Genomic DNA, 25704 nt, shown 5'->3' with positions numbered 1-25704 from the left:
CACCCCGCATGAGTAGCGACACCGACGTCAAATTCCGCCTCAACAATTCCGAACTGTGGGGCGGGCTGATCGGGCTTGCGCTCGGCGGTTTCGTGATCTGGTCCGGGCTCAAGCTCAAGCTCGGCACGATCAACGATCCCGGCTCCGGGTTCGTGCTGTTCTATACCGGCATCCTGATGTGCCTGTTCGCCGCCTCGATCATCATAGCCGCATTGATCGAGGGCGGGCCGACCTTTGGCTCGCGCTGGGTGGACACGCGCTGGACCAAGCCGCTGGTGGTGATCGTCTGCCTCGTCGCTTTTTCTTTCGCCCTCGACCCGCTCGGCTTTCTGCTTTCCTCAGTTCCTCTCATGTTGCTGCTGTTGCGCCTGATCGATCCGGTGCGCTGGACGCTCGCCATTCCGATCGCGGTACTGGTCCCGCTCGGCATGTGGTGGGTCCTCAAGCGCTTGCTCCTGATCCAGCTGCCCTCCGGCATCTTCGAAATCGGCTGACCGCACCATGGACACGCTCATCAATGTCGCCCATGGCTTTGGCATCGCGCTGCTGCCGATCAACCTGCTCTACTGCTTCATCGGCGTGTTCATCGGCACGCTGGTCGGCGTGCTGCCGGGCATCGGCCCGATCTCGGCGATGTCGCTGTTGCTGCCGATCACACTGTCGGGAACGCCGGAATCCGGCATCATCATGATGGCCGGCATCTATTACGGCTCGATGTATGGCGGCTCGACCACCTCGATCCTGGTCAACATTCCCGGCGAAGCCGCTTCCGTCGTCACCTGCATCGACGGCCATCAGATGGCCAAGCAGGGCCGCGCGGGACCTGCGCTCGGCATCTCCGCATTCGGCTCGTTCTTCGCCGGCACCTTCGCGCTGGTCGCACTGATGCTGGTGGCGCCCAAGCTCGCCAGCGTCGCGATCGCGTTCGGACCGGCCGAATATTTCAGCCTGATGGTGCTCGGCCTCGTGGTCCTCACCTTCCTGACCCAGGGCTCGATGGCAAAGGCGCTATTGATGGCCTGCATCGGCGTCGTGCTCGGCGTGGTCGGGCTCGACAGCATTACCGCACAGCCGCGCCTGACTTTCGGCCGGGTGGAGCTGATCGACGGCATCGGCCTCGTTCCCGTGGTCATGGGCCTGTTCGGCATCGCCGAAGTGCTGCTCAACACCGAGCAGGTCATCAAGCGCGACATCATCAACACCAAGATCACGCACCTGCTTCCAAGCAAAGAGGACTGGAAAGCCAGCGCCGGCCCGATGACGCGCGGAACAATCCTTGGATTTTTCCTCGGCATCCTGCCCGGCGGCGGCGCGGTGATTTCGTCGTTCGCGTCCTATGCGCTGGAGAAGCGATTATCCAAAACGCCGGAGCGCTTCGGCAAGGGCGCGATCGAGGGCGTGGCGGGACCCGAAGCCGCCAACAACGCCGCAGCGGGCGGCGCCTTCATTCCGCTGATGACTTTAGGCATTCCGCCGAACGTGGTTATGGCGCTGTTGCTCGGCGCTTTCGTCATTCACGGGCTGCAGCCGGGTCCGCTGATGATCACGCAAAACCCGGGCCTGTTCTGGGGCATCGTCGCCAGCATGTATATCGGCAATCTGATGCTGCTCGTGCTGAACCTGCCGATGATCGGGATGTGGGTTCAGCTTCTGAAATTGCCCTATAACATCCTGTTTCCGCTGATCATCCTGTTCACCATCATCGGCGTCTATTGCTCCAGCAACAACGTGTTCGACGTCTATGTGATGATCGCGTTCGGCATCATCGGCTATTTCATGCGCAAGCTCGGCTACGAGCCGGCGCCGCTGGTGCTGGCCTTCGTGCTCGGTCCGATGCTGGAGAACAATCTGCGCAAGTCGCTGATCCTGTCGCAGGGCGATCTCATGACCTTCATCGAACGGCCGATCTCGGCCGTCTGCCTGGCGTTCGCGGTCATGCTGCTGGTCGGCCCACTGCTGCCGGCGCTGCGCAAGAAGCGCGAGATGGTCGCGCTGGACGAAGGGGTGTGAGCCCTTTCCTGTAGCCCGCATGAGCGCAGCGACATGCGGGGAGACCGTTCCTGGGTATCGCTACGCTCACCCGGGCTACGCCTTCTTGCGCGACCTACGGCGACTTCTTCATCTCGCCGAGGTCCCAGAAGATCCCCGCCATGATCGCGAGCGCCTCTTCCGTCACCGGCAGCAGGATGTGCTCGTCCGGCGCGTGCTGCGAGCAGCCGGGATAGGAATGCGGCACCCAGATCGTCGGCAGCCCCAACCCTTCGGCGAACACGTCGTTGGGCAGCGAACCGCCGAAATTCGGCAGGATCGCCGGCGCCTTGCCGGTGGTTTTCAGGATCGAGTCCGCCGTCCAGTTCACCCAGGGACTGTCGACATCGGTGCGCGAGGCCGCAAAACGCTGCGTGCCGCTGACCTCCACCATCGAAAAGCCGTTGCCATGCAGATGCGCGCGCACGGCGTCGACGACCTCTTTATATCTGGTGCCGACGACGAAGCGAAGCTGCAGCACGGCATTGGCGCGTCCGGGAATGGCGTTGGCCGGCTTGTCGATACTGCCTGACGACATCGCCAGCACTTCCAGCGTATTCCAGGCAAACAGCCGCTCGGCCGGCGTTAGTCCCTCCTCGCCCCAGTCGGGCGCCAGCGCCGGCTCGTCCGCGGTCGGCTCGATCTTCACGTCCGCGAGCGCCGCTCGCACCGCATTCGAAATGCGCGGCGGCTTGAGCGCGTCGAGCTTCATCCGCCCCTTGCCGTCGACGAGGCTCGCGATGGCGTTGCAAAGGATCGTCGCGGGATTGGCGAGCACGCCGCCCCAATTGCCCGAATGGTTTCCGCCCTCGCGCAAATTGACGTCGAGATGGATGCGGTTGCCGCCGCGGCAGCCGAGGAAAATAGTCGGCCGGTCGACCGAAAGTCGTGGCCCGTCAGAGGCCAGAAACAGATCGGCCTTCAGCTCCTCGCGATGGGCTTCGCACACCTGCCGCAGATCGGGCGAACCGATCTCCTCGCCGGTCTCGATGATGAATTTGGCGTTGAAGCCGAGCTTGCCGCCGCGGGTCTCGCGCACGGCACGCAAGGCCGCGAGATTGATGCTGTGCTGGCCCTTGTTGTCGGCGGTGCCGCGGCCATAGACACGCTCGCCCCTGGTCGTGGTTTTCCAGGGATCGAGATTGTCGCGCCACTCGCCTTCCATGCCGTCGACGACATCGCCATGGCCATAGGTGAGCACGGTCGGCAGCGAGACATCCTCGCGATAATCCGCCAGCAGGTACGGACCCCTGCCGCTCGGCGATTCGATCAGGCGGGTGGAGAAGTCGAGCGCGGCGAAGGCGGGCTGGAGGTCGTCGACGAGATAGGCGCGCAACGCCTCGCCGCTGCCGGGATTCTGGCTTTCGGTCCGGTAACCGACCCTGCGGTCGAGCTCGGCGAGAAACGCGCCGGAATTCAGATGCTCACGTACCCGCGCAATCGCGTCGGCTCTATCAGCCATATTTCTTTTCCTTGTTCGCCAATTTTGTGGAGCGCAACCTATCGGGATAAGCCGCCCGCTGGAAGTGGCATGGGCTGCCGAAATGGGCCTTGCTAAAACCCGCGAGGATGCAACAATTTCAGGCAACAGCCCGGCGATTAACCGGGCGAACGCGCAGGAAACCCTGCGCGCATCCGAGGTTCGCGTCATGACAAAGCAAATCCGGCTCAACGCCTTCGCCATGAACTGCGTGGCGCATCAATCGCCGGGGCTCTGGACCCATCCGCGCGACCGTACGCTGGGCTACAACCGCCTGCCCTATTGGCTCGACCTGGCAAAGACGCTGGAGCGCGGCCGGTTCGACGGGCTGTTTCTCGCCGACGTGCTCGGCGTCTACGACGTGTTCGGCAATAGCCCCGACGCCGCGCTGCGCAATGCCGCGCAGACGCCGGCCAACGAGCCGCTGATGCTGATCCCGGCGATGGCGGCGGTGACGCAAAATCTTGGCTTTGGCGTCACCAGCAACCTCTCCTTCGAGCCGCCCTACCCGTTTGCCCGACGGATGTCGACGCTGGATCACCTCACCGAAGGCCGGGTCGGCTGGAATGTGGTGACCGGCTATCTCGACAGTGCCGCCCGCGGCGCCGGCAAGGACAAGCAGACCGCGCATGACGACCGCTACGAGATCGCGGATGAATATATGGAGCTGGTCTACAAGCTCTGGGAAGGAAGCTGGGAAGACGACGCCGTGCTGCGCGACCGCGCCCGTGGCATCTTTGCCGATCCTTCCAAGGTGCACCGCATTGAGCACGAGGGAAGCAACTACCGGCTCAACGCCATCCATCTCAGCGAGCCGTCGCCGCAGCGGACGCCGGTGCTGTATCAGGCCGGCACCTCGCCACGCGGACGGCAATTCGCCGCCCGGCACGCCGAATGCGTGTTCATGTCGGGCCCGTCGGCCAAGATCATCGGTCCGCGCGTGGCGGCGATCCGCACGCTGGCAAAGGAAATCGGGCGCAATCCGGCCGAGATCCTGATGTTCTCGATGATGACGATCATTCTCGGCCGCACCGAGGCCGAGGCGAAAGCGAAATACGCCGACTATCGTCGCCATATTGCGCCCGAGGGCGCGCTGGCGCTGATGTCGGGCTGGATGGGTGTCGATTTCTCGGGCTACGACCTCGACCAGCAAGTGCGTCACGTCCAGAACGACGCCGGGCGCACCGCGCTCGACAACGTCACGCGTGCCGATCCTGACAGGGTCTGGACCGTGCGCGAGGTCGTCGAGCATGTCGGCATCGGCGGCGCCGGCCCGGTCGTGGTCGGCACGCCCGACAAGGTCGCCGACGATATCGAGGCCTGGTTCGAGCAGACCGACGTCGACGGCCTCAACGTCGCGTTCGCCACCTCGCCCGGCGATTTCGAGGACATCGCCGATATGCTGGTGCCTGAGCTGACGAAGCGCGGGCGGTACAAGAGCGCGTATGCAGAGGGGACGTTGCGCGAGAAGCTGTTCGGTGCCGGACGCGCGCGGTTGAACGAGACGCATCCGGCGGCAAGTTACCGCGTGAAGCCACACGCTGCTGCGGCGGAGTAACTTGTAGGGTGGGCAAAGGCGCACTTCGCGCCGTGCCCACCACCTATCCACATCGCTATTCTGGATGGTGGGCACGCTTCGCTTTGCCCACCCTACGATTTCGCAATGACGGGGTAATCAATTCACCGAATTGCTCACCACGACCTCGATCAGCTTGGCGCCGGGGCGGCTGAAGGCCGATGACAACACGGACTTCAATTGCGAGGGATCGGTGACCCGTGTCGCCTCGAGCCCGAGCGATTTCGCCACGCCCGTAAAATCCACCGGCGGATCGATGAAATCCATGCCGACATAATGATCGTCGCCGTGGAAGGCGAGCAACCGCTGCTTGATGATGCGGTAGCCGCCATTATTGACGATCACAAACGTCAGCGGCAGCTTGTGGTTAGCCGCGGTCCACAGCGACTGGATCGAATACATCGAGCTGCCGTCGCCGGAATAGCATACGACCGGCCGTTCGGGGTTGGCGAGGCTGACGCCGACGGACGCCGGCAATCCCCAGCCGATGCCGCCCGAAGCCAGCGCGTGATAGCCGTAGCGGTCGCGATGCGGCCGCAGCGCGATCATCTGCCGCGACGACGTCAGCCCCTCGTCGACCAGGATCGCGTTATCAGGCATCGCCTCGACCACCTGCAGCGCCAGCCAGTCCGGATCGATCGGCGAAGTGCTGGCGTGTTTCGATATCTGCTCGACCAGCGGCCTGCGCCGGGCCGTCCAGTTCTTCGATGCCAGCGCGTCCCATCCCCGGTTCGCCCGCGCCTGAAGCGCACTACCGCCCGCGGCTTTCAGCGCCGGCACCAGCGAGCGCAGGGTTTCTTTGACGTCGGCCTTCAGCGCGATGTCGACGCCGTAATTCCTGGCGAGGTCATGATCGACCAGGCCGACCTGAACGATCGACAGCCCATCCGGCAGCGGGTCGGTTTCGCTATAGACCGACATCCGCAGGGGATCGCCGCCGAGCGCAATGATGAGGTCGTAAGGCGCGAGCGTCTCGCGGGCGATCTTTTGGATGCGCGCCAGCGCACCCATGAAACACGGGCTTTCGGACAGGAAATGCGCGCCATAGGGCGTCGACGACTGATACGCCGGACAACCCAGCGTTTCGGCCAACTGAGCAGCCTCCTGCAATGCGTCGCTCTTGACGATCTCGTCGCCGACGATGATTACGGGCCGCTCGGCCTTGAGGATGCGTGCGGTCAACGCCTGCAGCGATTCGTCCGCCGGTTTGACGCGCGTGTCGACCCGGGTCGAGCGGCCGAGTTCAATGCCGGCCTCGGCATTGAGAATGTCGCCCGGGAGCGAGATGAATACCGGCCCGGTCGGCGGCGTGGTCGCGATCTTGGCAGCGCGGCGCACGATGCGCGGCAGATCTTCCAGCCGCGTCACCTCGACGGCCCATTTCACCAAGGGCGCTGCCATCTGCACCAGCGGGCCATAGAGCACCGGCTCGGTCAGGCCGTGGCCCTGCTCCTGCTGACCGGCGGTCAGGATCAGGGGCGTGCCGGTGAAGCTCGCGTTGTAGAGCGAGCCCATCGCGTTTCCGAGACCGGGCGCTACATGGACGTTGCAGGCGACAAGCTTGCCCGAGGCGCGGCTGAAACCGTCGGCCATGGCGACGACAAGGCTCTCCTGCATCGCCATCACATAGGTGAGATCGGGGTGGTCCTTCAGCGCATGCATGATCGGCAGTTCGGTGGTGCCGGGATTGCCGAACAGATGCGTGACGCCCTCGTCCTTCAGCAAGGCAAGGAATGCGGAGCGGCCGGTGATTTTGTTCTTCATGTCTCCTCCTGCCCGCCGGTCCGTTAACCCGCGGGATAGAGGCACATGATCAAACTTGAAGAGCGCGCGCAATGGAGAGAGGTCATGGCTGCTCTGCGCGGCCGAGGCTGAAAGGATCGTCGCCCGCACGCTTCTTCTTTTTCGAGCGCTGCCAGACCACGCCGGGATATCCCTTCAGCGGCACCAGCGGTTCGCCGGTGTAGGCCCATTCCTGCAATTCCTCGATCGCGATGTGATAGAGCGGCTGCCGCCCGGTGCGGCCCGAGAACAGCGCGCGGGGAATGTTGACCATGTGCGGCGAGCGCGGGCGTTCGTAGGCGATCGGCGTGCCGCAGCTGGCGCAGAAACTTCGCGTGGTTTTGGTCGCCTTGTCCTCATAGCGCGTGAGGCTGGTCTTGCCCTTGGTGATACGAAAACGTTTACGCCAGCTTCCGACATAGGTCGCATAGGCCGCTCCGTGCGCGCGGCGGCTCGACGGCGAATGATCGTGCCAGGCCCAGCGCGCCGGCACGTCGATCTCGAAGGCGACCTTGCCGCACAGGCATTGGCCTGCGGCCGGCTTGCCGAGCGATAGGGCCTTGGTCTTTTTCTTTTCCGATTCTTCTTCCGGAAACATGTTGGATAGATCCTCACGTTTCGTCATTGCGAGGAGCGAAGCGACGAAGCAATCCAACTTTCTTCGCGGCCCTATGGATTGCTTCGCTTCGCTCGCAATGACGTCAGCAGTTACGCCTGCTCCAGCTCGTTGTGCTCCGGATAATCCGTATAGCCTGCCACGTCGCCGCCGTAGAACGTCGCGCGGTTGTAGGGCGTCAGCGGGAAGCCGCGCTGCAGGCGGCGCGGCAGGTCCGGATTGGAAATGAAGATGCGGCCGAACGCAACCGCGTCGGCATGGCCATCCCGGATCGCGGCATCCGCCGCCTCGCCGGTGAAGCCGCCGGCTGTGATCAGCACGCCCTTCCAGATCGGGCGAAACAGCACCATCGCCGACGGCACGTTCTGATGGTTGACCTCGGCGCGGCCGGCGCCGGAGGAGCGCGGCTCGATGAAATGCAGGTAGGCGAGGCCAAGCGGATTGAGCTGTTCGACCACATAGGTGTAGAGCGGCATCGGGTCCGGCTCGCCACTGCCATTGGCGACGCCATAGGGCGACAGCCGCACGCCGACGCGATCGGCGCCCCACACGTCCACCACCGCCTGCGTCACTTCCATCAGGAAGCGCACGCGGCTCGGAATCGAGCCGCCATATTGGTCGGTGCGCAAATTGGTGTGTGATTGCAGGAATTGCTCGATCAAATAGCCATTGGCGCCGTGCACCTCGACGCCGTCGAAGCCGGCGGCAAGCGCATTCTTCGCCGCCTGCCGATAGGCATCGACAACGCCTGATATCTCCGATGTCTCGAGCGCGCGCGGCGTCTCGTAGGGCGCCGCCTTGCCGTCTGCCGTCCCCGTCTTCAAGTCCGCAATCGGCACCGCCGACGGCGCGACCGGCAACACGCCATCCGGCTGAAAAGAAGAATGCGAGACGCGTCCGACATGCCAGAGCTGCAGAAAAATGATTCCGCCCCTGGCGTGAACGGCATCGACCACCTCGCGCCATCCCGCGATCTGCCGCTCGGTATAGATGCCGGGCACGCCGGGGCTGCCGAAGCCCGTTTCCATCACCGGCGAGGCTTCGGCGATCAGCAACCCGCCCGGCGTCGCGCGCTGCGCGTAATATTCCGCGTTCAGCGGCCGCGGCGCGAGCGAGGGTTTTGCCGCCCGCATCCGCGTCAACGGCGCCAACGCGAGGCGGTGCCGGAGCTGGTAGGGGCCGACCTTGAGCGGCGAAAACAGCGATGGATAATTCATGTCTATTCCAGAACCCCGTGTTGATACGGATATGTAACCGCTTCAGCTTGTTCGTAAAAGGTTGGGGACGCAACGTGTAGTCTCGAAGCGAGTGAGCACATCTTCCATGCAGAAAACGAACGGCAAGCCCCACCCTTCGCTCAGCGTCCGCATCGATATCGACGCAGGGGGACGTATCGGTCCCGGCAAGATCGAGTTGCTCGAAACGATCCACCAAAGCGGTTCGATTTCCGCCGCCGGCCGCGCCATGGAAATGTCCTACAAGCGGGCCTGGGATCTGGTCGACGAGATCAACCGAATTTGCCGCCAAGCCGCGGTGAAACGTCAGACCGGCGGCAAGAATGGCGGCGGCGCGGTGCTGACGCCGTTCGGCCGCTCGCTGGTCGCGCGCTACCGCAAGATCGAGCGCACCGCCACAACCGCGGCGCGCAAGGAATTGCAGGCATTGCGATCCGATATCGGCCGGGCGAAGAAACGCGCGGGCTGATAACAAGCGGAAAGTATGCGATAACTGGACGCGCTGAGGCCGCCCTCCCCAAGCCGTCCAGGAAACTTTACATGCCCCATCCCGCCATGTCGCCGAACAATGTCGCCGTGATTACCGGAGGCGCGTCCGGCATCGGCCTTGCCGCCGCCACCCGTTTCGCCGCCACCGGCATGAAGGTCTGCATCGCCGACATCGGTGCCGAGCGACTTGCTGAAGCCGCCGCGACGCTCGCGTCCATCGCGAAGGGCGGCGCTGCCGATATCATGACGGCCTCGGTCGACGTCAGCCGCTTCGACGATGTCGCGGGCCTGGAAGCCGCGGTGCAAAAGCGGTTCGGCGGCACCGACATCCTGATGAACAATGCGGGCATCGGCCCCGACAGCACCAGCCTTGGCCCGCTGGAGAACTGGCAGCGTATCCTCGCGGTGAACCTGTGGGGCGTCATTCACGGCACGCAGGCCTTTGCACCCCGCATGATCGAACGCGCCCGCCCCGGCCTGGTCATCAACACCGGCTCCAAGCAGGGCATCACGACGCCACCCGGCAATCCCGCCTACAACGTCTCGAAGGCCGGCGTGAAGGCGCAGACGGAGGCGCTGCAGCACGAGTTGCGCAACATCCCGGGCTGCAGGATCAGCGCGCATCTGATGATCCCTGGTCACGTCTTCACGCCGCTGACCGCGCGCGGCCGCACCGAGAAGCCGCCCGGCGCCTGGACGGCCGAGCAGACCGTCGACTTCATGATCGCGCACATCGACGCCGGCGATTTCTACATCCTGTGCCCGGACAATGATGTGCCACGGCCGCTCGACGAACGGCGCATGCTGTGGGCTGCCGGCGATATCGTAGAAAACCGTCCCGCGCTGTCGCGCTGGCATCCGGATTATGCGGAGGCGTTTGCGAGGTTCGTGAAGGGGTCGTAGTTCGTAGGGTGGGCAAAGGCGCGAAGCGACGTGCCCACCATTACGCACTCCGCAAGATATGGTGGGCACGCTTCTCTTTGCCCACCCTACGAACTACGAACCGCGATCACCTACAGCGTCACCTGCTTGTCGCCGCATTGCTTGCAGACGTATTTGACGCGGGTTGCGCCCTTTTCCGCCTGGACGCGGTTCGGCGCGCCGCATTTTCCGCAGACCGCCTCGATCCGAGTGTTGCCCTGCTTGACGACGAGGGCCTTCTTTTCCATCGTCTCGCGGATCAGGCGCTCGGCCTCCTCGCGCATCGCTTGTTTCGACATCGGCCTGCCCCGTCATCAACCGTTACTGCGGCGGTCTTATCACAATCACGATGCATTTCGTAAGTCGTGCAAGAAAATTTGCATGACGGAATGTCAGATGGTCTCCGGCGTCAGCGCCAGCAGGCGCCGCACCAGGGCCAGCGCCGTTTCCGTGGCCGGATCGGCCGAAATCACGGGAACCGCAAGCGCGATGACGTCGATCGGGTCGTGCGACAGGACGATGAGATGCGTCGCGCTGTTGGCGGCCAGCAGCGACATCACGCGTTCGACGGCCGGATCGGACAAGGTCAGCCCCCACGGCGCGTCGGGGCGGCGCAGCACCCGCACGCTCGATAGGAAATTGCGCAGCAGCGGCGGATCGTAGGCCAAGAGTTCGCTCTCGCGATAGCGCCGGGCGCTCTCGAAGATCGGGTGTCGCGCGAGTTCCGCGATCAGCGCGTCGCGCGTTCTGGCTGGCGACGCCGCAACGGAATTGAGAACGCCGGGCACTTGCGATTCGAAATGCGCGCGCAGCGCGTCCACCATCAAGCCGATGGTGAGAACGCCCGCGATCGCAATGGCGCTAAATCGCATGACCTGGGCGAGATCGACATCCGGCGCGACAAACGCCGCGGCAATACCGAGGAGCGCTGAACTCGACAGCCGCAGCGCCGTCATCAGAAGCGCCTGACGCTGCGTCTCCGCGCCGCGTTCCGCAATCAGGATCGCGGTGACGACGAGCAGTGCCCCCAATGCGCCGAGCCTGACCGGGATGTCCGGCATCAGCACCCTGAAATCGGTGACGATGAAGGGAATGACGAGGATGGCGCCAACGGCGAGGCGCGCGATACTGCGATTCTCGGACGCCATCAGCGTTGTCCGGTCGCGCGTCGCCAGCAGCCATGCGCAGATCGCAAAGCCGCCCAGCTGGAACAGGGCGAGCAGGACGGCAAAGGGCGCAGCAAAGCGCTCCGATCCAACAGCGCCGGCGAGACCGAGCACGATGCCGCCGGTTAGAATCGCGATCTTGGCTGGGCCCGGCGCATGACGCCGCAAGATCCCTTCGGTGACGATCAAGGCGCCGAGCGGGATCAGCGCGGCCGGGATCATCGACAGATTGTCGAGCACCCCGCTGCCGCTCCACCACGCCACGCCACGCACCAGGAACAGCAACGCGATGATGCCAAGCGCCACCAATAGACGACGCGTCAGCGGGCTCCGGGGATCACGCCGGTAAAGCGTGACCATGGCGACGCCAAGGCCGATCGCCCCGCACAGGTTGACGATGGAATCGGCGATCATCTCCGGCGTCATGGGCCGCCTCCATTTCCGGATGTCCGCGACCGCAAGATGCCGAAGGGCCGCGTATCGTCCATCCAGTGAACGGCGGGAAGCACCAGCCGCTGCAGGGCCAGCGCGGTGCCGGTTGCCAGCAACGCCGGCAGTGAACCGGAGGGCACTTCGCTCAGGAGATAGCGGCGCGCGCCCGCAAGATCGATACGGCCGAGCTGCAGCACGTCGTCGCCCCTGGCGTAGTCCAGCTCGCGGGCGCAAAACGCGTTGTATTGCTCGTCGCGATGTTTTGGCGCGGCTTCGAAGGTTTTCTTCAGCGCGTCCGATCCGCCGGTATAGGCATTGGTGATGACAAACCGGGTTTCATCGAAGCCGGCTTCCTGACCCACGCCGAACACGGCGCGGTGACGCGACATGATGCCGCGCGCGAGTTGCAGATGCGCAAAGCTCTGGCGAGCGTCCGCATGCGGCGACGGAAAGACATCCGAAAAGGTCTGGCTGACCATGCCGACAACTGACGGCACCTGGGTGACGTTCGAGATCCATTTCGGACGCAACCCGTCACGGACAAAGAGAACCAGCGCCGTCAGGCCATAGAGGACCCAGGACAACCCCCGCCCGCGCTCGTCGGGATCGACCATCACAAGACCGAGATGGGTGACCTCCGCAGGTTCCCCGTCGAGTTCGACCTCCATCACCGACAGCGCATTGAAGGCAATCGGCCGTCCGGTCGCTTCCTCAGAGATCAGCGTGACGATGGCGCGTGACAATCGTTCGCGGTCGCCGGAGAAAATGCCGTAGGTGAGGCTTTCCTCGGGCAGAGTTTTGGCGGCCACGACGCGCAATTGCGATACCAGTTCGCCGAGTTCTGTTTCCGAAAGCGACAGGCCGGGGGTTTCGACAATGCGAGTGATCAGCCCGGCATGGGTGCGAATGGTGAGATCAATGGTCGGCTGGCGCAGCGCCTTCAGCCAGAAGACGCCATAGCCGCCAAGACTTGCGGCCGCGGAGCGGACCTGCCCAAAGGCATGACGAATCACCGAATTGCCGCTGCTGAAAAACGCCATTCCACTTGCCCGCACTCGGTCCGGATTTGTGCGCCGGGCCCGTTAAGGAGCCATTGAGTGCGACACGTTACGGTGACAGGAGGGTAAACGATGTGTTGGTGACGTCAAACATTCCGGTAAAACAGGAAAACGGCGGATGCCGAAGCATCCGCCGCCTGCCTTCGCCAGCACCGCGTCACAGGATACGCGGCCTTGGAAACTAGATGGTCTTGGCAACTACAAGTCTTGCCAACCACAAGTCTTGGCAACTATGGAGCCTTGGAAACTTCCATCAGCAGCCGTTCGGCCTTGGCATCCTCGATGCGGTTCACAAAACGGCTGCTCTCATGCACGTCACGCACGGTCTTGGTCAGGGTGACGCAGGACTGAATGAGCATCACGATGCCCATCGCGAGATAGCCCTTGATCCAGAGGTCAACGGGGAGAAAGTAGACGCCGATCGCGACCAGGAAGGCCGAGGCGCCGAACGAACCATAGGTAAAGGTGACCCAGGCGTTGCTGTGATGCTGGATATTCTGATTCATGGCGCGATCCTGCAAATGAGATTATGAGATGAAATATCGGTTCGGACGGATAGCACGCGCTTTGCGAAACCACGCCGCAACCTCATCCGCGGGATTTCTGCGCCCACGCCAGTTAAGGAGCTATGAGTAGAGCAGCTTTAGGTTGCGGCAAGGTAAACGATGCATTTAACGGCGATATAAACTTGTGGACTCCAGCCGGAACCGGATCAAACCAGTCGCTTTTTCACGTCCTGACCGGATCAACGAAATGCCGTTGCCGGCCGCTATAGTCGTGTGACAACAACGAACATGCGCCCATGACGACGGCCCCGCCCACGGCGACAAGGCGGCGCGTCATCTGAGACGAACGGCGGATGCCGAAACACCCGCCGCCCACCCTCGCCAGCGCCGCGTCACAGGTTACGCGGCCTTGGAAATCAAGCGGCTCTAACTTCCATCAGCAGCCGTTCGGCCCTGGCTTCCCCGATGCGATTCAAAGGCTTGCCGCTCTCGTGCATGTCACGCACGGTCTTGGTCGGGGTGACGCCGGGCTTGCCATAATCATTCGACAACAGCGAGCACACGCCCATCGGCAGCAGCAGGAAAAGGCCGGCGCAGATTGCGCCATTCATGACCTCTGTCGGCACTGTCAATGAGAACATCATCGCGAACAGCGTGAGAACCAGGCCGATGGCAATCGTCATGCCGATGGCTGCGGTCAGGAATGCCCTCAAGAGCGTCGGCAAGCCCCCTGCAAGATACCCGTCCACGAGCCCGGTGATCGACGATACAGGCAAGGTGAGCAGAAAGGCCGTCATTGCGCATACACCAATGAAGCTATCGTCGATCCGACCCGCGATGGCGGCAGCAACCATCCACACTGCGAGCGCGACCAGCGAAGGCCCCAGCAGAAGAAACACCATGGGTCGTTTCATTGAAGTCGATCCTTCCTTTAAGTCTTCCGATGCGAAGCCGGACTGCAGCGATTTCTCGACCATGCCTGATTGCCGACTGGCGGCGGATGCTGAGACACCCGCCGCCCACCCTTCGCCAGCACCGCGTCACAGGTTACGCAGCCTTGAGATCCAGCCTTGGAAACTAAGCAGCCTTGGAAACTTCCATCAGCAGCCGCTCGGCCTTGGCGTCCTCGATGCGGTTCACCAGCTTGCCGCCCTCATGCATGTCACGCACGGTCTTGGTCAGGGTGACGCAGGACTGGACGAGCATGACGATGCCCATCGCGAGATAGCCCTTGATCCAGAGATCGAGCGGCAGGAAGAACACGCCGACGGCGACCATGAAGGCCGAGGCGGAAAACGAAGCATAGGTGAAGGTAACCCAGGCACCGCTGTGGGGTTGGACGTTCTGGTTCATGATAATCTCCTGTTTGATATGGGTTTAATCGATCAAATTCAGTTTCAGGCAGCTTGCGTGCGTTTGGCGTTCAGCCGCGCGAGCACGTCGTCCGCGGTTGATTTCAGCCGAGGGCCAAAGCCCTGTTCAGCGAGTTTTTCGGCGGTCGCCAGCGGCCCGCTTGCGGCATCGAGTTCAATCAGGGCGTCGGAGGCAGCCTGGGCCTCGATCTGCCGTTCGCGCAGCCGCTTCAGCGTTTTCTCCGCTTCCGGCAGCGTGGATTCGTAGGGGCGCGCGGCTTCGATGCCGCCCCGGCGAAGCGCACGAACCGCTTCCGACGCGCGGGCGATGCGACGGCCACGATCAAGCTCGGTGATCCGCGCTTCGGCATTGGCGACGTGCCGCTTCATGCGGGTGATTTCAGACGCAAACAGCGTCCGCGCGGTCATCGCGGCGTCGCGGTCGGCCTCAAGGTTGGCAATCGCCTGCGCCGCTTCGCGGGCGAGATCTTCCCGGCCGCCATCAAGTGCTGCGGTAGCGCGAACTTCGAGATCGGCGATCCGGGCATTGGTGGCGTCGAGACGGCGGCCTTCCTGCTGGTCGCCTGCGATCGCCAGCGCCAGCGTGCGCTTGGAGCGTTCGACGGCCGCGCCCGCATCGCGCATCTGCTGGTCGAGAATGAGAAGCGCCGAGCGGTCTTCCAGTTCTTCTTCCGCGGCAGCCACGCTACCCCGGAAGAGCGTAAAAACAGTTTTGAACATTGTTAGCTCCCTGTGTTATGAGCATCGCTCATGAATCAGTTTGTAGCACCAACGTGAGCATTGCTCAAGAACTATTTTGAGCATCGCTCAAGAAAATTGCAATAGATGTCTAAAGCACTGGAAAGACGAGCAAAATTCCGGGAGGAATTGATCCTGGCGGCGGAACGGAGCATCTCCGCGGGTGGATTGGCTGGTCTGAAGACGCGGGAGCTCGCGCGGGACATCGGCGTCGCCAACGGCGCGGTGTACAATCTCGTCGAGGATATGGACGAACTGATCCTGCGGGTGGGGTCGCGCACGCTTGGGCGGCTCGACGCCGCGCTCACGGCAGCCGAGAGCGACGGCCCCGCCTCGCCTCGGGAAACCCTGGTTCGCATCGCGGTCGCCTATTGCGATTTCGCCGCGGAAAATCTCGAACTTTGGCGCGCGCTATTTGAACATCGCATGGCGCCGGGCAAGCCCGTTCCGGAATGGGCGATCAGCGAGCAGATGGATCTGTTCCGGCATATCTATCGTCCGCTCGCCGAACTGTTTCCGGCGCGAACGCCGGCCGAACTCGGCGTGACGGCGCGCAGCCTGTTCTCCGCCGCGCACGGCGTGGTGCTGCTCGGGCTCGAACAGAAGCTGATCGCGGTGCCGGTCGAGGCGTTGCGGAAGGAAATTGCGTCCATCGTGCGCGCGATAGTCGATGGGCTGACGTCCCCCGCCGCCCCGGGCAAGTCGTAGGGTGGGCAAAGCCACCGGGTCGCGCCAATGCGCGCCCGATGACAGGCTCCGCGTGCCCACCGTCACGAGCGGAGTGGGCGATGGTGGGCACGGCGCTAGTGCGCCTTTGCCCACCCTACGGACCATCACACCTCGATGATGACGTAGCTGTCCTCGACGTGCACCGGAAACGTCTCGGCGACGTAAGGCCCCTTCTGCAATTCCTCGCCGCTCTCGACCGCGACCGGATAGGAACGCACCTTCACCCGCTTCGGATCGAAATAGGATTGTCCGTTTCGCATATCGAATTCCCAGCCGTGCCACGGGCAGCGCAAGAGTTCGCCGACGCGCGAGCGCTGGTAGACGCCGGGCTCCGGCGAGGTCAGCCGCGCGACGCAGGCGGCCTTTTCCAGCGGCGCGCCCTCATGCGGGCAACGATTGAGCAGCGCGAAGAACTCGCCATTGACGTGGAACACGACAATGTCGCGGCCGTCGACGCCAAAAACCTTGTTGCCGCCGGGCGGGATGTCTGTGGTACGCGCGACGATGTGGCGGGCCATGTTATCCTTGTCGCTCAGAGCTTGTAGAGCGCGCGCGCGTTGCCGCTGAAGATTTTCCGGCGCTCGGTCTCTGTCAACGGTGTCTTGAAGGCAAAGCGCGGATCGTCGAAATCCCAGTGCGGATAGTCCGACGAGAACAGCAGGCGGTCGGCGCCGACCCATTCGATCAGCGAGCGCAGATGTTTTGCCTCATCGGGCTCGTCGATCGGCTGCGTCGTGAACCAGAAATGCTCCTTCACATATTCCGACGGACGGCGCTTGAGATGCGGCACCTCGCTGCGGAAGGCATCGAAATGCCGGTCCATCCGCCAGGTGGCCGAGGGGATCCAGCCAAAACCGCCTTCGATGAAGACGATCTTCAAGTTCGGGAAGTGCTCAGGCACGCCTTCGAGCACGAGGCTGGTGAGCTGCGCCGCCATGGTGTGCGCGTTCGACTGGTGCTCCTCGACATAATAAGACGGCCAGCCGCCACCGGTCGGCGCGTGGCCGCCATAGCCGCCGACGTGAATGCCAAGCGGCAGGCCGAGCTCTTGCGCGCGCGCATAAATCGGCCAGTAGCGGCGGCGGCCGAGCGGCTCGTTGGCGCGCGGGCAGACATTGATCTGCACATAACGGCCGATCCTGGCGCAGCGCTCGATCTCGGCGATCGCGAACTCTGTATCGTCCTGGCCGGCGAGGATCGAGGCTTTCAGCCGCGGATCGCGGTCGGACCAGAAGGCGAGCTGCCAGTCGTTGATGGCGCGCTGGATCGCGGCGCCGAATTCGAGGTTCTGCTGCGAGAAAATGAAGAGATCGAGCACCTGCAAAATGCCGTACTCGACATCGAGCGGATCGAGATGCTGCTTGCGCATGAAATCGAGATCGGAGCCCGGCGGCCCGCCGGTCGGCGGCCACGCATCGCGGCGAGCAATCAGCGGCGAGGAGCGCGGATAGGGCGTGGTGCCGATATAGGGCGTGCGCAGATGGCTGCCGTAGGTCCGAAGATGCTCCTGCCAGCGTTTCGGCAGGAACTGGTCGAGGTCGCTGTGCGCATGGACGCTCGGATGCACGTCGCAATCGATGATGCGCAGCCGGCTCTTGGCGGCTTCTTCCTCGGCGAGGATGGGGCGGTCGATGACGTCACTCATGCGATCCTCCTGGTATCTTCAAGTTCAAGCAGCGAGCTTCAGCCGCGGAAAAGTCTCTAACGGGTTGTCGGCACACATGCGCGAGGCAATGCTGGCCGGCAGATGCGGCGGCATCGGATCGTCGCCGTCGAACTGCCAGTGCGGATAGTCGGACGCGAACAGGAACATCTTGTCGGAGCCGATCTGCTCGATTACGTCGGCGACGCCAGCGGCATCCGGCGGCCCGTCGAACGGCTGCATGGTGACGCGGATATGGTCGCGGATGATCGAAGCCGGCTCGCGCTCGACCCACGGCACCTCGACGCGCACGCCGCGCCAGGTCTTGTTGGCGCGCCACATGAAGGCCGGCAGCCAGCTCACGCCTGATTCCATCAGCACCACCTTGAGATCAGGGAATTTACCGAACACGCCTTCATAGATCAGGCTCAATATCTGGGCCTGGAACGCCTGCGCTTCCGCCAGATAATATTCGTAGCGATAGGACGGCCAGCCGATCGAACTCGGCGCGCCGCGATACGCGCTGCCGGCATGGATCGCGACCGGGAGCTTGTGTTTCGCGGCGGCCTGCCAGACTGGCCAGTAATGCCGGCGTCCGAGCAGCGTCTCGCCCTGCGCCAGCACCAGCACGGAGACGAAGCGGTTGTCGCCGGCCCTGCGCTCGATTTCTTCCACCGCCAGATCAGGCGCCTGCATCGGCACGACGATCGAGGCGCTCAGCCGCGAATCCTTCGACAGCCATTCCGCTGCGATCCAGTCGTTGATCGCCTTGCAGAAGCCGGCCGCCATATAGGAATCGAACACCGCCTGCGCGCCGTACACCACGTTGCAGATTGCGTGGCTCGACCCGAGTTGGTCGAACGCGCCGCGCTGCACCATCGCGAGTTCGCAGCCGGGCTTTCCGTTGGCCGGCCGCCAATCGGCGCGGCCCGAGAACGGCATGTTGGGGGGATAGGAGTTGAGATCGAGGCCGTCGATGGCGCGGCTGACCACCTGCTCTTTCCAGTGATCGTCGAGATAGGGCAGCAGCGTGGTGCGGGTTCCGCCCACCGCGGGATGAATATCGCAGTCGATCCGCGTGGCCGCCATGGAGCTTCCTCGGATGTCTTTGTATTGGCAACGCGTGCGTCGCGCCACAAATGTGCCGCCGATACCCCTCCCGCGCAAGGGTTTAGCGGCGGTTTAGCAGCGCAGCATAGCGGGTCTGCAGATGGTGATACGCGCCAACGGCTGGAATGGACTTATTGAGGGGTCCGCTTACGGCTTCGCTGCAGACTCGGCAACTTCGCCGAAGATTTCAGCGGCGATGCGCGTCGGCTCGATCGCGGCCGGCACGCCGCAATACATCGCCACCAGCAGCAGGACATCCTGAACCTGCGCGGCGGTGCAGCCGTTCGCCAGCGCACCCTTGGCGTGGACGCGGAATTCGGCGGGCTTGTTGCTGGCAGCCATCATGCCGAGCATCACCAGGCTGCGCATCGCGTCGGTGAGGCCCGGCCGCTCCCAGACGTCGCCATAGACATAGGCATTGATGATGTTCTGCAGTGGCGCCCCGAATTCGCCGGCTGCTGCCATGCGTTCGGCCACGTCGGCCTCGCCGAACAGCTTTTTGCGCCGGCGCAGGCCTCGCGCGTACAGTTCACTGGTGTCCAATTCGAGTTCCTCCGCGCGGCGTTGGCTTGGTGACTTTATTTATACGGTCATTTAAAGAGCGGCCTAATCGACCAAATAGCAATTATTAGTTGCCGCATCTTGCACAGCTTAGCCATTTGTCCGTATAAATCCAGCTCAGAAATCCGTGAAGAGATTTCGCTGACCATGGCTGGAGGAAACAGGATGAAGCTGCGATTCCACGTTCTCGCCGGTCTGGTCCTGTTCGGACTTGCGGGGCCGCAAGCCAACGCCGCCGACGACTATCCGACGCGGCAGATCAAGATCATCGTGCCGTTTCCCGCCGGCGCCGGTCCCGATCAGGTCGCGCGCCTGATCGGCCAGCGCCTGCAGGAAGAGCTGGGGCAGACGGTCGTGATCGAGAATCGCAGCGGCGCGCTCGGCAGTCTCGGCGCGCAAGAGGTCGCGCGCAGCGCGCCTGACGGTTACACCCTGCTGATGGGAACCAACACGACGCAGGCCAGCAACGTCGCGATGCTGAAAAGCCTGCCCTACGATCCCGCCCGGGATTTTGCGCCGATCATCCGCACCATCACGACCGCGATGGTGCTGCTGGTGAAACCGGACTTTCCGGCCAAGGATCTCAATCAATTCATGGAATACGCAAAAGCCCATCCGAACATGACCGCCGGCTACGGCTCCGGCGCGTCGCAGATATCGAACGCGCAACTGCAAAGCCGTGGCGGCATGACGATCACCTCGGCGTCGTATCGCGGCGTGCCGCTGGCGGTCTCCGACGTGATCTCGGGGGTGATCGATCTTGCCTTTGCGGATTTTTCGGTCGCGATCCCGCAAATGCAGGGCGGTACACTGCGCGGCATCGGCGTGACCTCGCCGAAGCGAAACGAACTGACGCCGGACCTGCCCCCGCTCGCCGAAGCCATGCCGGGCTTCGAGGCCACGATCTGGTACGGATTGCTGGCGCCCGCAAACACGCCGGAGCCGGTCGTCAACCGGCTCTACACCATTACCCAGAAAATCCTGTCGACGCCGGCCGTGCGGGAAAGACTTGCGAGCCTCGGCATGGTCGTCTCTCCGATGCCACCGGCCGAATTTGGCGCCTTCATCCGTAGCGAAATCACACGGTGGACGGCAGATGCCAAGGCCGCCGGCATCGAAGCCAAATAGTCGCGCCATGGCAGTCGCATCATGACAGCGGACGCGCCGGTCGGAATCGTCGGACTGGGCCTGATGGGCTTCGCGCTGTCCGTGCGGCTGATCGATGCGAAGATACCCCTGGTCGGCTTCGATATCGACCCGGTCAGATGCGGGATGTTCAAAGCCACCGGCGGCAGGGTGGCGACATCAGTGCGCGAACTCGCCGCGTGTTCTCGAACGATCATCATCGCCGTCTATAGCGGCGAACAGGTCGCGGCGCTGTTCGGTGAAATCGATGATGGCGCGGGCGCCGCACGGCCGGTCGTGATCTGCATCACGACCTGCGGACCCGGCGAGATCATCGGGATTGCCGAGCGTGCATCACGCGCCGGCCTTCCGCTGCTGGAGGCGCCGATATCCGGCACCAGCATCGAAGTGCTTGATGGCACCGCCACGGCACTGCTGGCCGGCGACGACGCCGTCATCGACCAGGCCGGCGGACTCCTGAATAATCTCTGCCCTCGCAGCCTGCGCGTCGGCGCGATCGGCGATGCCAGCCGGGCCAAACTCGCGATCAATTTGATCCTGCAGAACAACCGCGCAGCGTTGGCCGAGGGAGTGGCGTTCGCCGAACGCCTGGGACTCGATGGACCCGCATTCCTGGCGGCGGCGCGGCAATCGGCCGCCTATTCCCGCGTCATGGACACCAAGGGCGAGAAGATGTTGACGCGGGACTATCGGCCGCAGTCACATATCGCGCAGACATTGAAGGATGCCGAGTTGATCATCGAGCAAGCGGGGCGATGCGGCATGCATCTCCCACTCACCACCGTTCAGGCCGAACTTTTGCGCACGGCGATCGCACTCGAGGGGCCGGACCGCGACAGCGCCGCGGTCATCGAGGCAATCCGGCGGCCACCCGCCTCACCGGGGGATTTGCGATGATCCGCGCCGCCATTGCCGGTCTCGGCCGCTGGGGCCGCAATCTGGTCGAAGCCGCCGCTGGCCACCCGCGGCTGAAAATCGTTCGCGCCGTCGAGCCCGACATGACGGCGGCAAAGGAATTTTGTGCCCGGCATGATCTCGACTTGACCGCTGATCTCGATGCGGTCCTCGCCGATGACACGATCGGCGCGGTCCTGCTGGCGACGCCGCATTCCTTGCATCCGGCGCAGGTGATCGCCTGCGCGGCTGCGCGAAAGCAGATTTTTTGCGAGAAGCCGCTGGCGCTGACCTACGCGGACGCCGCACGGATGTTCGGCGCCTGCCGCGCGGCCGGGGTCATCCTCGCCGTCGGCCATAACCGGCGCTTCTGGCCATCGATACGCGCGTTGCGTGAAACGCTCGCGAGCGGCCAGCTCGGAACGATCCTGCACGTCGAGGGGCACAACAGCAACGAAAACTCCCGGAAGATCACCAGCGGATGGCGGTTGTCGCCGGAGGAATCGCCCGGCGGCGGTTTGACCGGCGCCGGCCTTCATGTGCTCGACGCCTTTGTCAGCATGCTGGGGCCGGTGGAGCGGGTCTATGCCCGGCTGCGTTCACGCGAGACCGGCCCGCCGCCGATCGATACGGCCGTCGTGGCTCTGGATTTTGTCAATGGCGTCACCGGCACCCTTGCCACCGTCCGCGCCACGCCGTTTTACTGGCGCGTTCACCTGTTCGGGACGGAAAGCTCCGCCGAGGTGCTGGATGAAACGACCATGATCCTGCGAAAGAGCGGTGCTGCGCCGCAACGGCTCACCTACCCCGCGACAGACGTGCTGCGCGCCGAACTCGACGCCTTCGCAGACAGCATCGAGAACAAGAACCCGTTCCCGGTGCGGGAGGCCGAGGTGCTGGCGACCTTGTCGGCATTCGAGGCGGCGCTGCAGTCGATGACTTCAGGCATGCCGGTGCAGTGTCTTGACGGTCCGCATGGCCGCTAAGAAAGAACAGCGCAAGTCGACGCGATATCGCGATATCGCCGCCGAGCTGCAGAAGGAAATCCGGCTCGGCTCTACGCCGGTCGGCGAACTGCTGCCGACCGAAACCGAATTGATGGCGCGGTTTGGCGCCAGCCGCCAGACCGTGCGCGAGGCGCTGCGGATCATTACCGAGCAGGGCCTGATCGTGCGGCGGGCGGGGCTCGGCTCGGTGGTGATCGCGGCCGAGCCGCCGGTGTTGTTCACGCACAGCGTCAAATCGCTGACCGAGTGGCTGCGATATTCCAACGAAACCTATCGCCAGGTGGTGCGCTCCAGCGAAATCGTCGCCGACCGAAACCTCGCCGCACTCCTGAAATGCGAACCGGGCAAACACTGGTTCCTGATCGAGGCGATCCGGCGCTCCGATGAATTCGCCGCCCCCTTGGGCTGGGTGGAGATCTACGTGTTGCGAAAATTTGCCGGCGTGGTGAAGCGGCGCGATCACGGCCGGACGCCGGTGCATGAGCAGATCGCAAAAATGTTCGGCGAGACCATCGAATATGCGCAACTCGAAGTATTCGCGCGCGGCATGCCGGCGAATCTCGCCAAGGCGCTCGGGGTCAAGCCCGGTTCGCCTGCCCTGACGATGGTGCGGCGTTATTACGGCCTGCGTGAAGAACTGTTCGAGGTCACCGTCACCACGCATCCCGAGGGACGGTACACCTACACCATGGACATGCAGCGCTCGCTGCGGCCAAAGGTTTAGCGCGGACCGCCAGCGGCACGATTGACAGACAAATCGAACCCGATCCAAATGACCACGCAAGAAGAGACAAGCAGGCGCGGCCGAACTGGGGGAACGAAATGCAAATGAAATCCGGCAGGCTGGCGATTCTCGCCATCTCGCTTTTCACCGCAACGGTGTCCACCGCATCGGCCGCCCCGGCGACGGCCAACGGACCGGCAGCCTTGGCGCTGGCCGGTGTCGTGGCGCTGTATTCGCCGCTGCTGACCGCGGATGAACGGGAAGCCGTCAGCGCATTTTTCGTCGGACAGAGCGGCGTGCGCTACGCCAAGAGGATTTCGGTCACCGCGGACAAGATCGTCTGCCGCGTCAGCAATGTCGACATCACCGCGCGCTCCTGCGAACTGACGTTCAAGGGTGCAAAGCAAACCATCACCGGGCGCCGGGCCAGCGAAATCTTTGCGACCGAAGCCATGGCCGGTGTGCCATCCGACGGCGCAGCCGGATCGATATTCGAAAGCCTCTCGAAGCTCAACTGCACGCTCGACCCGGCCGAGATCAAGCAGAAAGCCGGCGGCGGCGCCAGTTGCTCGTTCGAAACGGGGAATTGAGGCAGGCGCCTTTCCGGACAGCACGCTGCTTCTTCCCTTCTCCCACAAGGGGAGAAGGGAAGAAATGGCGCGATTGACATACAAATCGATCCTCATCCAAATGTCCGCCCAAGAACATCGAGCAGGACAGATCGCGTGGCAGGTAACGAACAAGAAACTTACGAATGCGACGTGCTGGTGGTCGGCTCGGGCTGCGCCGGAATGTCGGCGGCGGTCACCGCGGGACATCACGGCCTCAATGTTCTGATCGTCGAGAAGGAGCCGCGCTTTGGCGGCACCACGGCGCGCTCCGGCGGCTGGCTCTGGATTCCCGGCACCTCGCTGGCGCGCGACTGGGGCATCACGGAGAGCCCCGACCAGGCGCGGACCTATCTGCGGCACGAGGCCGGCAACAGCTTCGACGCCGCGCGCGTCGATGCGTTTCTCTCCGTCGGTCCCGAGGCAGTGGATTTTTTCACCAGCAAGACCGCTGTGCGTTTCGATATGCCGCTGACCTTTCCGGATTATCACGCCGAAGCGCCCGGCGGCACGCAGGGCGGCCGCTCGATGGTGACGCGGCCGTTCGACGGCCGTGAATTGGGCGAGCATATCAAGGATCTCGGCAGCCCCCTCCCCGAACTCACCGTGTTCGGCATGATGCTGGGCTCCGGCAAGGACATCGTCCACTTCATGCGCGCGACCAAATCGCTGATGTCGGCGATCTATGTGGCGAAGCGACTGTCGAAGCATGCCATCGACGTGATGCGCAACGGCCGCGGCATGACGCTGACCAACGGCAATGCGCTCACAGGCCGCCTCGCCAAATCGGCGTTCGACCTGAAGATACCGCTGTGGCTGTCATCGCCGGTGCACGAACTCGTCGTCGAGGACGGCGCGGTGCGCGGCGCGGTCGTCGAACGCCATGGCAAGCTGGTCCGCGTCAACGCCAGGCGCGGCGTCGTGCTGGCCTGCGGCGGCTTTCCGCACGATGTCACCAGACGCAAGGCGATGTTCCCGCACGCACCCAGCGGCGCCGAGCATTTCTCGCCCGGTCCTGCCGGCAACACCGGTGACGGCTTGCGATTGGCGGAGGCCGCGGGCGGACGCATCGAGGACAATTTGCCGAATGCCGCAGCCTGGGTGCCGGTCTCGATCACCGAGCGCAAGGATGGCTCCAAGGGCGTGATGCCGCATTTCATCGACCGCGCCAAACCCGGCGTCATCGCCGTGATGCGCGACGGCAGGCGCTTTGCCAATGAAGGCAACTCGTACCACGACTTCGTGCAGGCGATGGTGAAAGCGGCGAAGCCCGGCGAGGAGATCACGGCGTATCTCCTCTGCGATCACCGCGCCTTGCGAAAATACGGCCTCGGATGCGTGCCGCCGTTTCCGATGCCGCTGCGCCATCATCTCGCGACCGGCTATCTCAAGCGCGGCGCGACGCTGGCCGAACTCGCCGACCGCACCGGGATCGACCGGCAGGGGCTCGAGGCCACGATCGCCGAGTTCAACGCCCCGGCCGCGGAAGGCCGCGATCCCACCTTCGGCAAGGGCTCGCGCGCCTACAACCGCTACCAGGGCGATGCGCTGCATGGTCCGAACCCCTGCGTCGCGCCGATCAAGGACGGACCGTTTTATGCGATCAAGCTGGTGATCGGCGATCTCGGCACCTATGCCGGCATCAAGACCGACGAGCACGCCCGCGCGCTGGATGAACACGGCCAGCCGATCGCAGGGCTTTATGCCGCCGGCAACGACATGGCGAGCATCATGGGCGGCAATTATCCCGGCGCCGGCATCACGCTCGGCCCTGCGCTGACGTTCGGGTATATCGCGGGGAAGCACATCGCGGGTGAGGCAGCGCGCTAACGATGTTATCGCGGCTGGAACGAACGCCGGCCATTTCCATTGTTACGAGTCCA

General features: G+C 63.7%; 27 protein-coding genes. 12 read left to right on the top strand and 15 right to left on the bottom strand.

Going from position 1 to position 25704, the window contains the following annotated elements; all coding sequences use genetic code 11:
* The first annotated feature begins 8 nt into the window (after nucleotides 1-8).
* Both ACVWVY_RS13720 and ACVWVY_RS13715 read left to right on the top strand, forming a co-directional pair.
* Nucleotides 9-494, top strand: coding sequence for a tripartite tricarboxylate transporter TctB family protein (locus ACVWVY_RS13720; protein WP_456626852.1), 486 nt, complete (start codon nucleotides 9-11; stop codon nucleotides 492-494).
* 7 nt (nucleotides 495-501) lie between these two features.
* Nucleotides 502-2010: a tripartite tricarboxylate transporter permease gene (locus ACVWVY_RS13715; RefSeq protein ID WP_456626851.1), complete on the top strand. Its 1509-nt coding sequence runs from the start codon at nucleotides 502-504 to the stop codon at nucleotides 2008-2010.
* Between the two features lie 94 nt (nucleotides 2011-2104).
* Here ACVWVY_RS13715 and ACVWVY_RS13710 read toward each other — a convergent pair whose 3' ends face one another.
* Complete coding sequence (locus ACVWVY_RS13710; RefSeq protein WP_456626850.1) at nucleotides 2105-3490, bottom strand: M20 family metallopeptidase; 1386 nt, start codon at nucleotides 3488-3490, stop codon at nucleotides 2105-2107.
* Between the two features lie 187 nt (nucleotides 3491-3677).
* On the opposite strand from ACVWVY_RS13710, the gene ACVWVY_RS13705 reads away from it, so the two are divergent.
* Nucleotides 3678-5066, top strand: coding sequence for an LLM class flavin-dependent oxidoreductase (locus ACVWVY_RS13705; RefSeq protein ID WP_456626849.1), 1389 nt, complete (start codon nucleotides 3678-3680; stop codon nucleotides 5064-5066).
* A 117-nt stretch (nucleotides 5067-5183) separates the two neighbouring features.
* On the opposite strand, the gene ACVWVY_RS13700 is transcribed toward ACVWVY_RS13705, so the two are convergent.
* The 3 genes from ACVWVY_RS13700 to ACVWVY_RS13690 form a co-directional block, all read right to left on the bottom strand.
* Entirely contained in the window at nucleotides 5184-6848 is a 1665-nt protein-coding gene (locus ACVWVY_RS13700) for a thiamine pyrophosphate-binding protein (RefSeq protein WP_456626848.1), read from the bottom strand.
* Between the two features lie 82 nt (nucleotides 6849-6930).
* Complete coding sequence (locus tag ACVWVY_RS13695; RefSeq protein ID WP_456626847.1) at nucleotides 6931-7464, bottom strand: GFA family protein; 534 nt, start codon at nucleotides 7462-7464, stop codon at nucleotides 6931-6933.
* A gap of 110 nt (nucleotides 7465-7574) precedes the next feature.
* A complete protein-coding gene (locus ACVWVY_RS13690) occupies nucleotides 7575-8699 on the bottom strand; it encodes an alkene reductase (protein WP_456626846.1) in 1125 nt (374 codons plus the stop codon).
* A 106-nt stretch (nucleotides 8700-8805) separates the two neighbouring features.
* On the opposite strand from ACVWVY_RS13690, the gene ACVWVY_RS13685 reads away from it, so the two are divergent.
* Together ACVWVY_RS13685 and ACVWVY_RS13680 are read left to right on the top strand one after the other, a co-directional pair.
* Nucleotides 8806-9186 carry a winged helix-turn-helix domain-containing protein gene (locus ACVWVY_RS13685; protein ID WP_456626845.1) on the top strand — a complete coding sequence of 127 codons (381 nt, stop codon included), beginning with the start codon at nucleotides 8806-8808 and terminating at the stop codon, nucleotides 9184-9186.
* Nucleotides 9187-9257: 71 nt separating this feature from the next.
* Nucleotides 9258-10109 (top strand): SDR family NAD(P)-dependent oxidoreductase, encoded by an 852-nt coding sequence (locus tag ACVWVY_RS13680; RefSeq protein ID WP_456626844.1) that lies wholly within the window; start codon nucleotides 9258-9260, stop codon nucleotides 10107-10109.
* 110 nt (nucleotides 10110-10219) lie between these two features.
* Here the strand turns inward: ACVWVY_RS13680 and ACVWVY_RS13675 are convergent, their stop codons facing one another.
* The 7 genes from ACVWVY_RS13675 to ACVWVY_RS13645 form a co-directional block, all read right to left on the bottom strand.
* Nucleotides 10220-10426: a hypothetical protein gene (locus tag ACVWVY_RS13675; protein ID WP_108519872.1), complete on the bottom strand. Its 207-nt coding sequence runs from the start codon at nucleotides 10424-10426 to the stop codon at nucleotides 10220-10222.
* A gap of 93 nt (nucleotides 10427-10519) precedes the next feature.
* Nucleotides 10520-11719: a hypothetical protein gene (locus ACVWVY_RS13670; protein WP_456626843.1), complete on the bottom strand. Its 1200-nt coding sequence runs from the start codon at nucleotides 11717-11719 to the stop codon at nucleotides 10520-10522.
* The gene (locus ACVWVY_RS13665; RefSeq protein ID WP_456626842.1) at nucleotides 11716-12765 is read right to left on the bottom strand and encodes a hypothetical protein; all 1050 of its coding nucleotides are present in this window, start codon (nucleotides 12763-12765) and stop codon (nucleotides 11716-11718) included. Before ACVWVY_RS13665 ends, ACVWVY_RS13670 begins: the two co-directional genes overlap by 4 nt.
* 248 nt (nucleotides 12766-13013) lie before the next feature.
* The gene (locus ACVWVY_RS13660) at nucleotides 13014-13289 is read right to left on the bottom strand and encodes a YiaA/YiaB family inner membrane protein (protein ID WP_456626841.1); all 276 of its coding nucleotides are present in this window, start codon (nucleotides 13287-13289) and stop codon (nucleotides 13014-13016) included.
* Nucleotides 13290-13705: 416 nt separating this feature from the next.
* Nucleotides 13706-14266 (bottom strand): hypothetical protein, encoded by a 561-nt coding sequence (locus ACVWVY_RS13655; RefSeq protein WP_456626840.1) that lies wholly within the window; start codon nucleotides 14264-14266, stop codon nucleotides 13706-13708.
* 100 nt (nucleotides 14267-14366) lie between these two features.
* Nucleotides 14367-14642, bottom strand: coding sequence for a YiaA/YiaB family inner membrane protein (locus ACVWVY_RS13650; RefSeq protein ID WP_456626839.1), 276 nt, complete (start codon nucleotides 14640-14642; stop codon nucleotides 14367-14369).
* 44 nt (nucleotides 14643-14686) lie between these two features.
* The gene (locus tag ACVWVY_RS13645; RefSeq protein ID WP_456626838.1) at nucleotides 14687-15382 is read right to left on the bottom strand and encodes a PspA/IM30 family protein; all 696 of its coding nucleotides are present in this window, start codon (nucleotides 15380-15382) and stop codon (nucleotides 14687-14689) included.
* 105 nt (nucleotides 15383-15487) lie between these two features.
* Between ACVWVY_RS13645 and ACVWVY_RS13640 the strand changes: the two genes are divergently transcribed.
* A complete protein-coding gene (locus ACVWVY_RS13640) occupies nucleotides 15488-16108 on the top strand; it encodes a TetR/AcrR family transcriptional regulator (protein WP_456626837.1) in 621 nt (206 codons plus the stop codon).
* Nucleotides 16109-16233: 125 nt separating this feature from the next.
* Here the strand turns inward: ACVWVY_RS13640 and ACVWVY_RS13635 are convergent, their stop codons facing one another.
* The 4 genes from ACVWVY_RS13635 to ACVWVY_RS13620 all read right to left on the bottom strand — a co-directional run bounded on the left by ACVWVY_RS13635 (nucleotide 16234) and on the right by ACVWVY_RS13620 (nucleotide 19424).
* The gene (locus tag ACVWVY_RS13635) at nucleotides 16234-16647 is read right to left on the bottom strand and encodes a Rieske (2Fe-2S) protein (protein WP_456626836.1); all 414 of its coding nucleotides are present in this window, start codon (nucleotides 16645-16647) and stop codon (nucleotides 16234-16236) included.
* Between the two features lie 14 nt (nucleotides 16648-16661).
* Nucleotides 16662-17774, bottom strand: a complete 1113-nt coding sequence (locus tag ACVWVY_RS13630) for an amidohydrolase family protein (protein WP_456626835.1) — start codon at nucleotides 17772-17774, stop codon at nucleotides 16662-16664.
* A gap of 24 nt (nucleotides 17775-17798) precedes the next feature.
* Complete coding sequence (locus ACVWVY_RS13625; protein WP_456626834.1) at nucleotides 17799-18860, bottom strand: amidohydrolase family protein; 1062 nt, start codon at nucleotides 18858-18860, stop codon at nucleotides 17799-17801.
* Between the two features lie 168 nt (nucleotides 18861-19028).
* Nucleotides 19029-19424 (bottom strand): carboxymuconolactone decarboxylase family protein, encoded by a 396-nt coding sequence (locus ACVWVY_RS13620; protein WP_456626833.1) that lies wholly within the window; start codon nucleotides 19422-19424, stop codon nucleotides 19029-19031.
* Nucleotides 19425-19607: 183 nt separating this feature from the next.
* On the opposite strand from ACVWVY_RS13620, the gene ACVWVY_RS13615 reads away from it, so the two are divergent.
* The 6 genes from ACVWVY_RS13615 to ACVWVY_RS13590 all read left to right on the top strand — a co-directional run bounded on the left by ACVWVY_RS13615 (nucleotide 19608) and on the right by ACVWVY_RS13590 (nucleotide 25651).
* Entirely contained in the window at nucleotides 19608-20570 is a 963-nt protein-coding gene (locus tag ACVWVY_RS13615; protein ID WP_456626832.1) for a Bug family tripartite tricarboxylate transporter substrate binding protein, read from the top strand.
* A 21-nt stretch (nucleotides 20571-20591) separates the two neighbouring features.
* Entirely contained in the window at nucleotides 20592-21485 is an 894-nt protein-coding gene (locus tag ACVWVY_RS13610; RefSeq protein WP_456626831.1) for an NAD(P)-dependent oxidoreductase, read from the top strand.
* A complete protein-coding gene (locus ACVWVY_RS13605; RefSeq protein WP_456626830.1) occupies nucleotides 21482-22468 on the top strand; it encodes a Gfo/Idh/MocA family protein in 987 nt (328 codons plus the stop codon). Before ACVWVY_RS13610 ends, ACVWVY_RS13605 begins: the two co-directional genes overlap by 4 nt.
* Nucleotides 22458-23213 (top strand): GntR family transcriptional regulator, encoded by a 756-nt coding sequence (locus ACVWVY_RS13600; protein ID WP_456626829.1) that lies wholly within the window; start codon nucleotides 22458-22460, stop codon nucleotides 23211-23213. The genes ACVWVY_RS13605 and ACVWVY_RS13600 overlap by 11 nt, the downstream gene beginning before the upstream one ends.
* Before the next feature lie 98 nt (nucleotides 23214-23311).
* On the top strand, nucleotides 23312-23803 hold the full coding sequence (locus ACVWVY_RS13595) for a hypothetical protein (protein WP_456626828.1): 492 nt from the start codon (nucleotides 23312-23314) through the stop codon (nucleotides 23801-23803).
* A 135-nt stretch (nucleotides 23804-23938) separates the two neighbouring features.
* The gene (locus ACVWVY_RS13590) at nucleotides 23939-25651 is read left to right on the top strand and encodes an FAD-dependent oxidoreductase (RefSeq protein ID WP_456626827.1); all 1713 of its coding nucleotides are present in this window, start codon (nucleotides 23939-23941) and stop codon (nucleotides 25649-25651) included.
* Nucleotides 25652-25704: the final 53 nt, after the last annotated feature.

The sequence above is a fragment of the Bradyrhizobium sp. URHC0002 genome, assembly GCF_054059515.1.
This window is presented reverse-complemented; position numbering and strand designations above follow the sequence as displayed.

Excerpts from the sequence above, each read along its gene's own strand:
- ACVWVY_RS13720 (WP_456626852.1), top strand. The coding sequence starts at position 9 with ATGAGTAGCGACACCGACGTCAAATTCCGCCTCAACAATTCCGAACTG.
- ACVWVY_RS13715 (WP_456626851.1), top strand. The coding sequence starts at position 502 with ATGGACACGCTCATCAATGTCGCCCATGGCTTTGGCATCGCGCTGCTG.
- ACVWVY_RS13710 (WP_456626850.1), bottom strand. The coding sequence starts at position 3,490 with ATGGCTGATAGAGCCGACGCGATTGCGCGGGTACGTGAGCATCTGAAT.
- ACVWVY_RS13705 (WP_456626849.1), top strand. The coding sequence starts at position 3,678 with ATGACAAAGCAAATCCGGCTCAACGCCTTCGCCATGAACTGCGTGGCG.
- ACVWVY_RS13700 (WP_456626848.1), bottom strand. The coding sequence starts at position 6,848 with ATGAAGAACAAAATCACCGGCCGCTCCGCATTCCTTGCCTTGCTGAAG.
- ACVWVY_RS13695 (WP_456626847.1), bottom strand. The coding sequence starts at position 7,464 with ATGTTTCCGGAAGAAGAATCGGAAAAGAAAAAGACCAAGGCCCTATCG.
- ACVWVY_RS13690 (WP_456626846.1), bottom strand. The coding sequence starts at position 8,699 with ATGAATTATCCATCGCTGTTTTCGCCGCTCAAGGTCGGCCCCTACCAG.
- ACVWVY_RS13685 (WP_456626845.1), top strand. The coding sequence starts at position 8,806 with ATGCAGAAAACGAACGGCAAGCCCCACCCTTCGCTCAGCGTCCGCATC.
- ACVWVY_RS13680 (WP_456626844.1), top strand. The coding sequence starts at position 9,258 with ATGCCCCATCCCGCCATGTCGCCGAACAATGTCGCCGTGATTACCGGA.
- ACVWVY_RS13675 (WP_108519872.1), bottom strand. The coding sequence starts at position 10,426 with ATGTCGAAACAAGCGATGCGCGAGGAGGCCGAGCGCCTGATCCGCGAG.
- ACVWVY_RS13670 (WP_456626843.1), bottom strand. The coding sequence starts at position 11,719 with ATGACGCCGGAGATGATCGCCGATTCCATCGTCAACCTGTGCGGGGCG.
- ACVWVY_RS13665 (WP_456626842.1), bottom strand. The coding sequence starts at position 12,765 with ATGGCGTTTTTCAGCAGCGGCAATTCGGTGATTCGTCATGCCTTTGGG.
- ACVWVY_RS13660 (WP_456626841.1), bottom strand. The coding sequence starts at position 13,289 with ATGAATCAGAATATCCAGCATCACAGCAACGCCTGGGTCACCTTTACC.
- ACVWVY_RS13655 (WP_456626840.1), bottom strand. The coding sequence starts at position 14,266 with ATGGTCGAGAAATCGCTGCAGTCCGGCTTCGCATCGGAAGACTTAAAG.
- ACVWVY_RS13650 (WP_456626839.1), bottom strand. The coding sequence starts at position 14,642 with ATGAACCAGAACGTCCAACCCCACAGCGGTGCCTGGGTTACCTTCACC.
- ACVWVY_RS13645 (WP_456626838.1), bottom strand. The coding sequence starts at position 15,382 with ATGTTCAAAACTGTTTTTACGCTCTTCCGGGGTAGCGTGGCTGCCGCG.
- ACVWVY_RS13640 (WP_456626837.1), top strand. The coding sequence starts at position 15,488 with ATGTCTAAAGCACTGGAAAGACGAGCAAAATTCCGGGAGGAATTGATC.
- ACVWVY_RS13635 (WP_456626836.1), bottom strand. The coding sequence starts at position 16,647 with ATGGCCCGCCACATCGTCGCGCGTACCACAGACATCCCGCCCGGCGGC.
- ACVWVY_RS13630 (WP_456626835.1), bottom strand. The coding sequence starts at position 17,774 with ATGAGTGACGTCATCGACCGCCCCATCCTCGCCGAGGAAGAAGCCGCC.
- ACVWVY_RS13625 (WP_456626834.1), bottom strand. The coding sequence starts at position 18,860 with ATGGCGGCCACGCGGATCGACTGCGATATTCATCCCGCGGTGGGCGGA.
- ACVWVY_RS13615 (WP_456626832.1), top strand. The coding sequence starts at position 19,608 with ATGAAGCTGCGATTCCACGTTCTCGCCGGTCTGGTCCTGTTCGGACTT.
- ACVWVY_RS13610 (WP_456626831.1), top strand. The coding sequence starts at position 20,592 with ATGACAGCGGACGCGCCGGTCGGAATCGTCGGACTGGGCCTGATGGGC.
- ACVWVY_RS13605 (WP_456626830.1), top strand. The coding sequence starts at position 21,482 with ATGATCCGCGCCGCCATTGCCGGTCTCGGCCGCTGGGGCCGCAATCTG.
- ACVWVY_RS13600 (WP_456626829.1), top strand. The coding sequence starts at position 22,458 with ATGGCCGCTAAGAAAGAACAGCGCAAGTCGACGCGATATCGCGATATC.
- ACVWVY_RS13595 (WP_456626828.1), top strand. The coding sequence starts at position 23,312 with ATGCAAATGAAATCCGGCAGGCTGGCGATTCTCGCCATCTCGCTTTTC.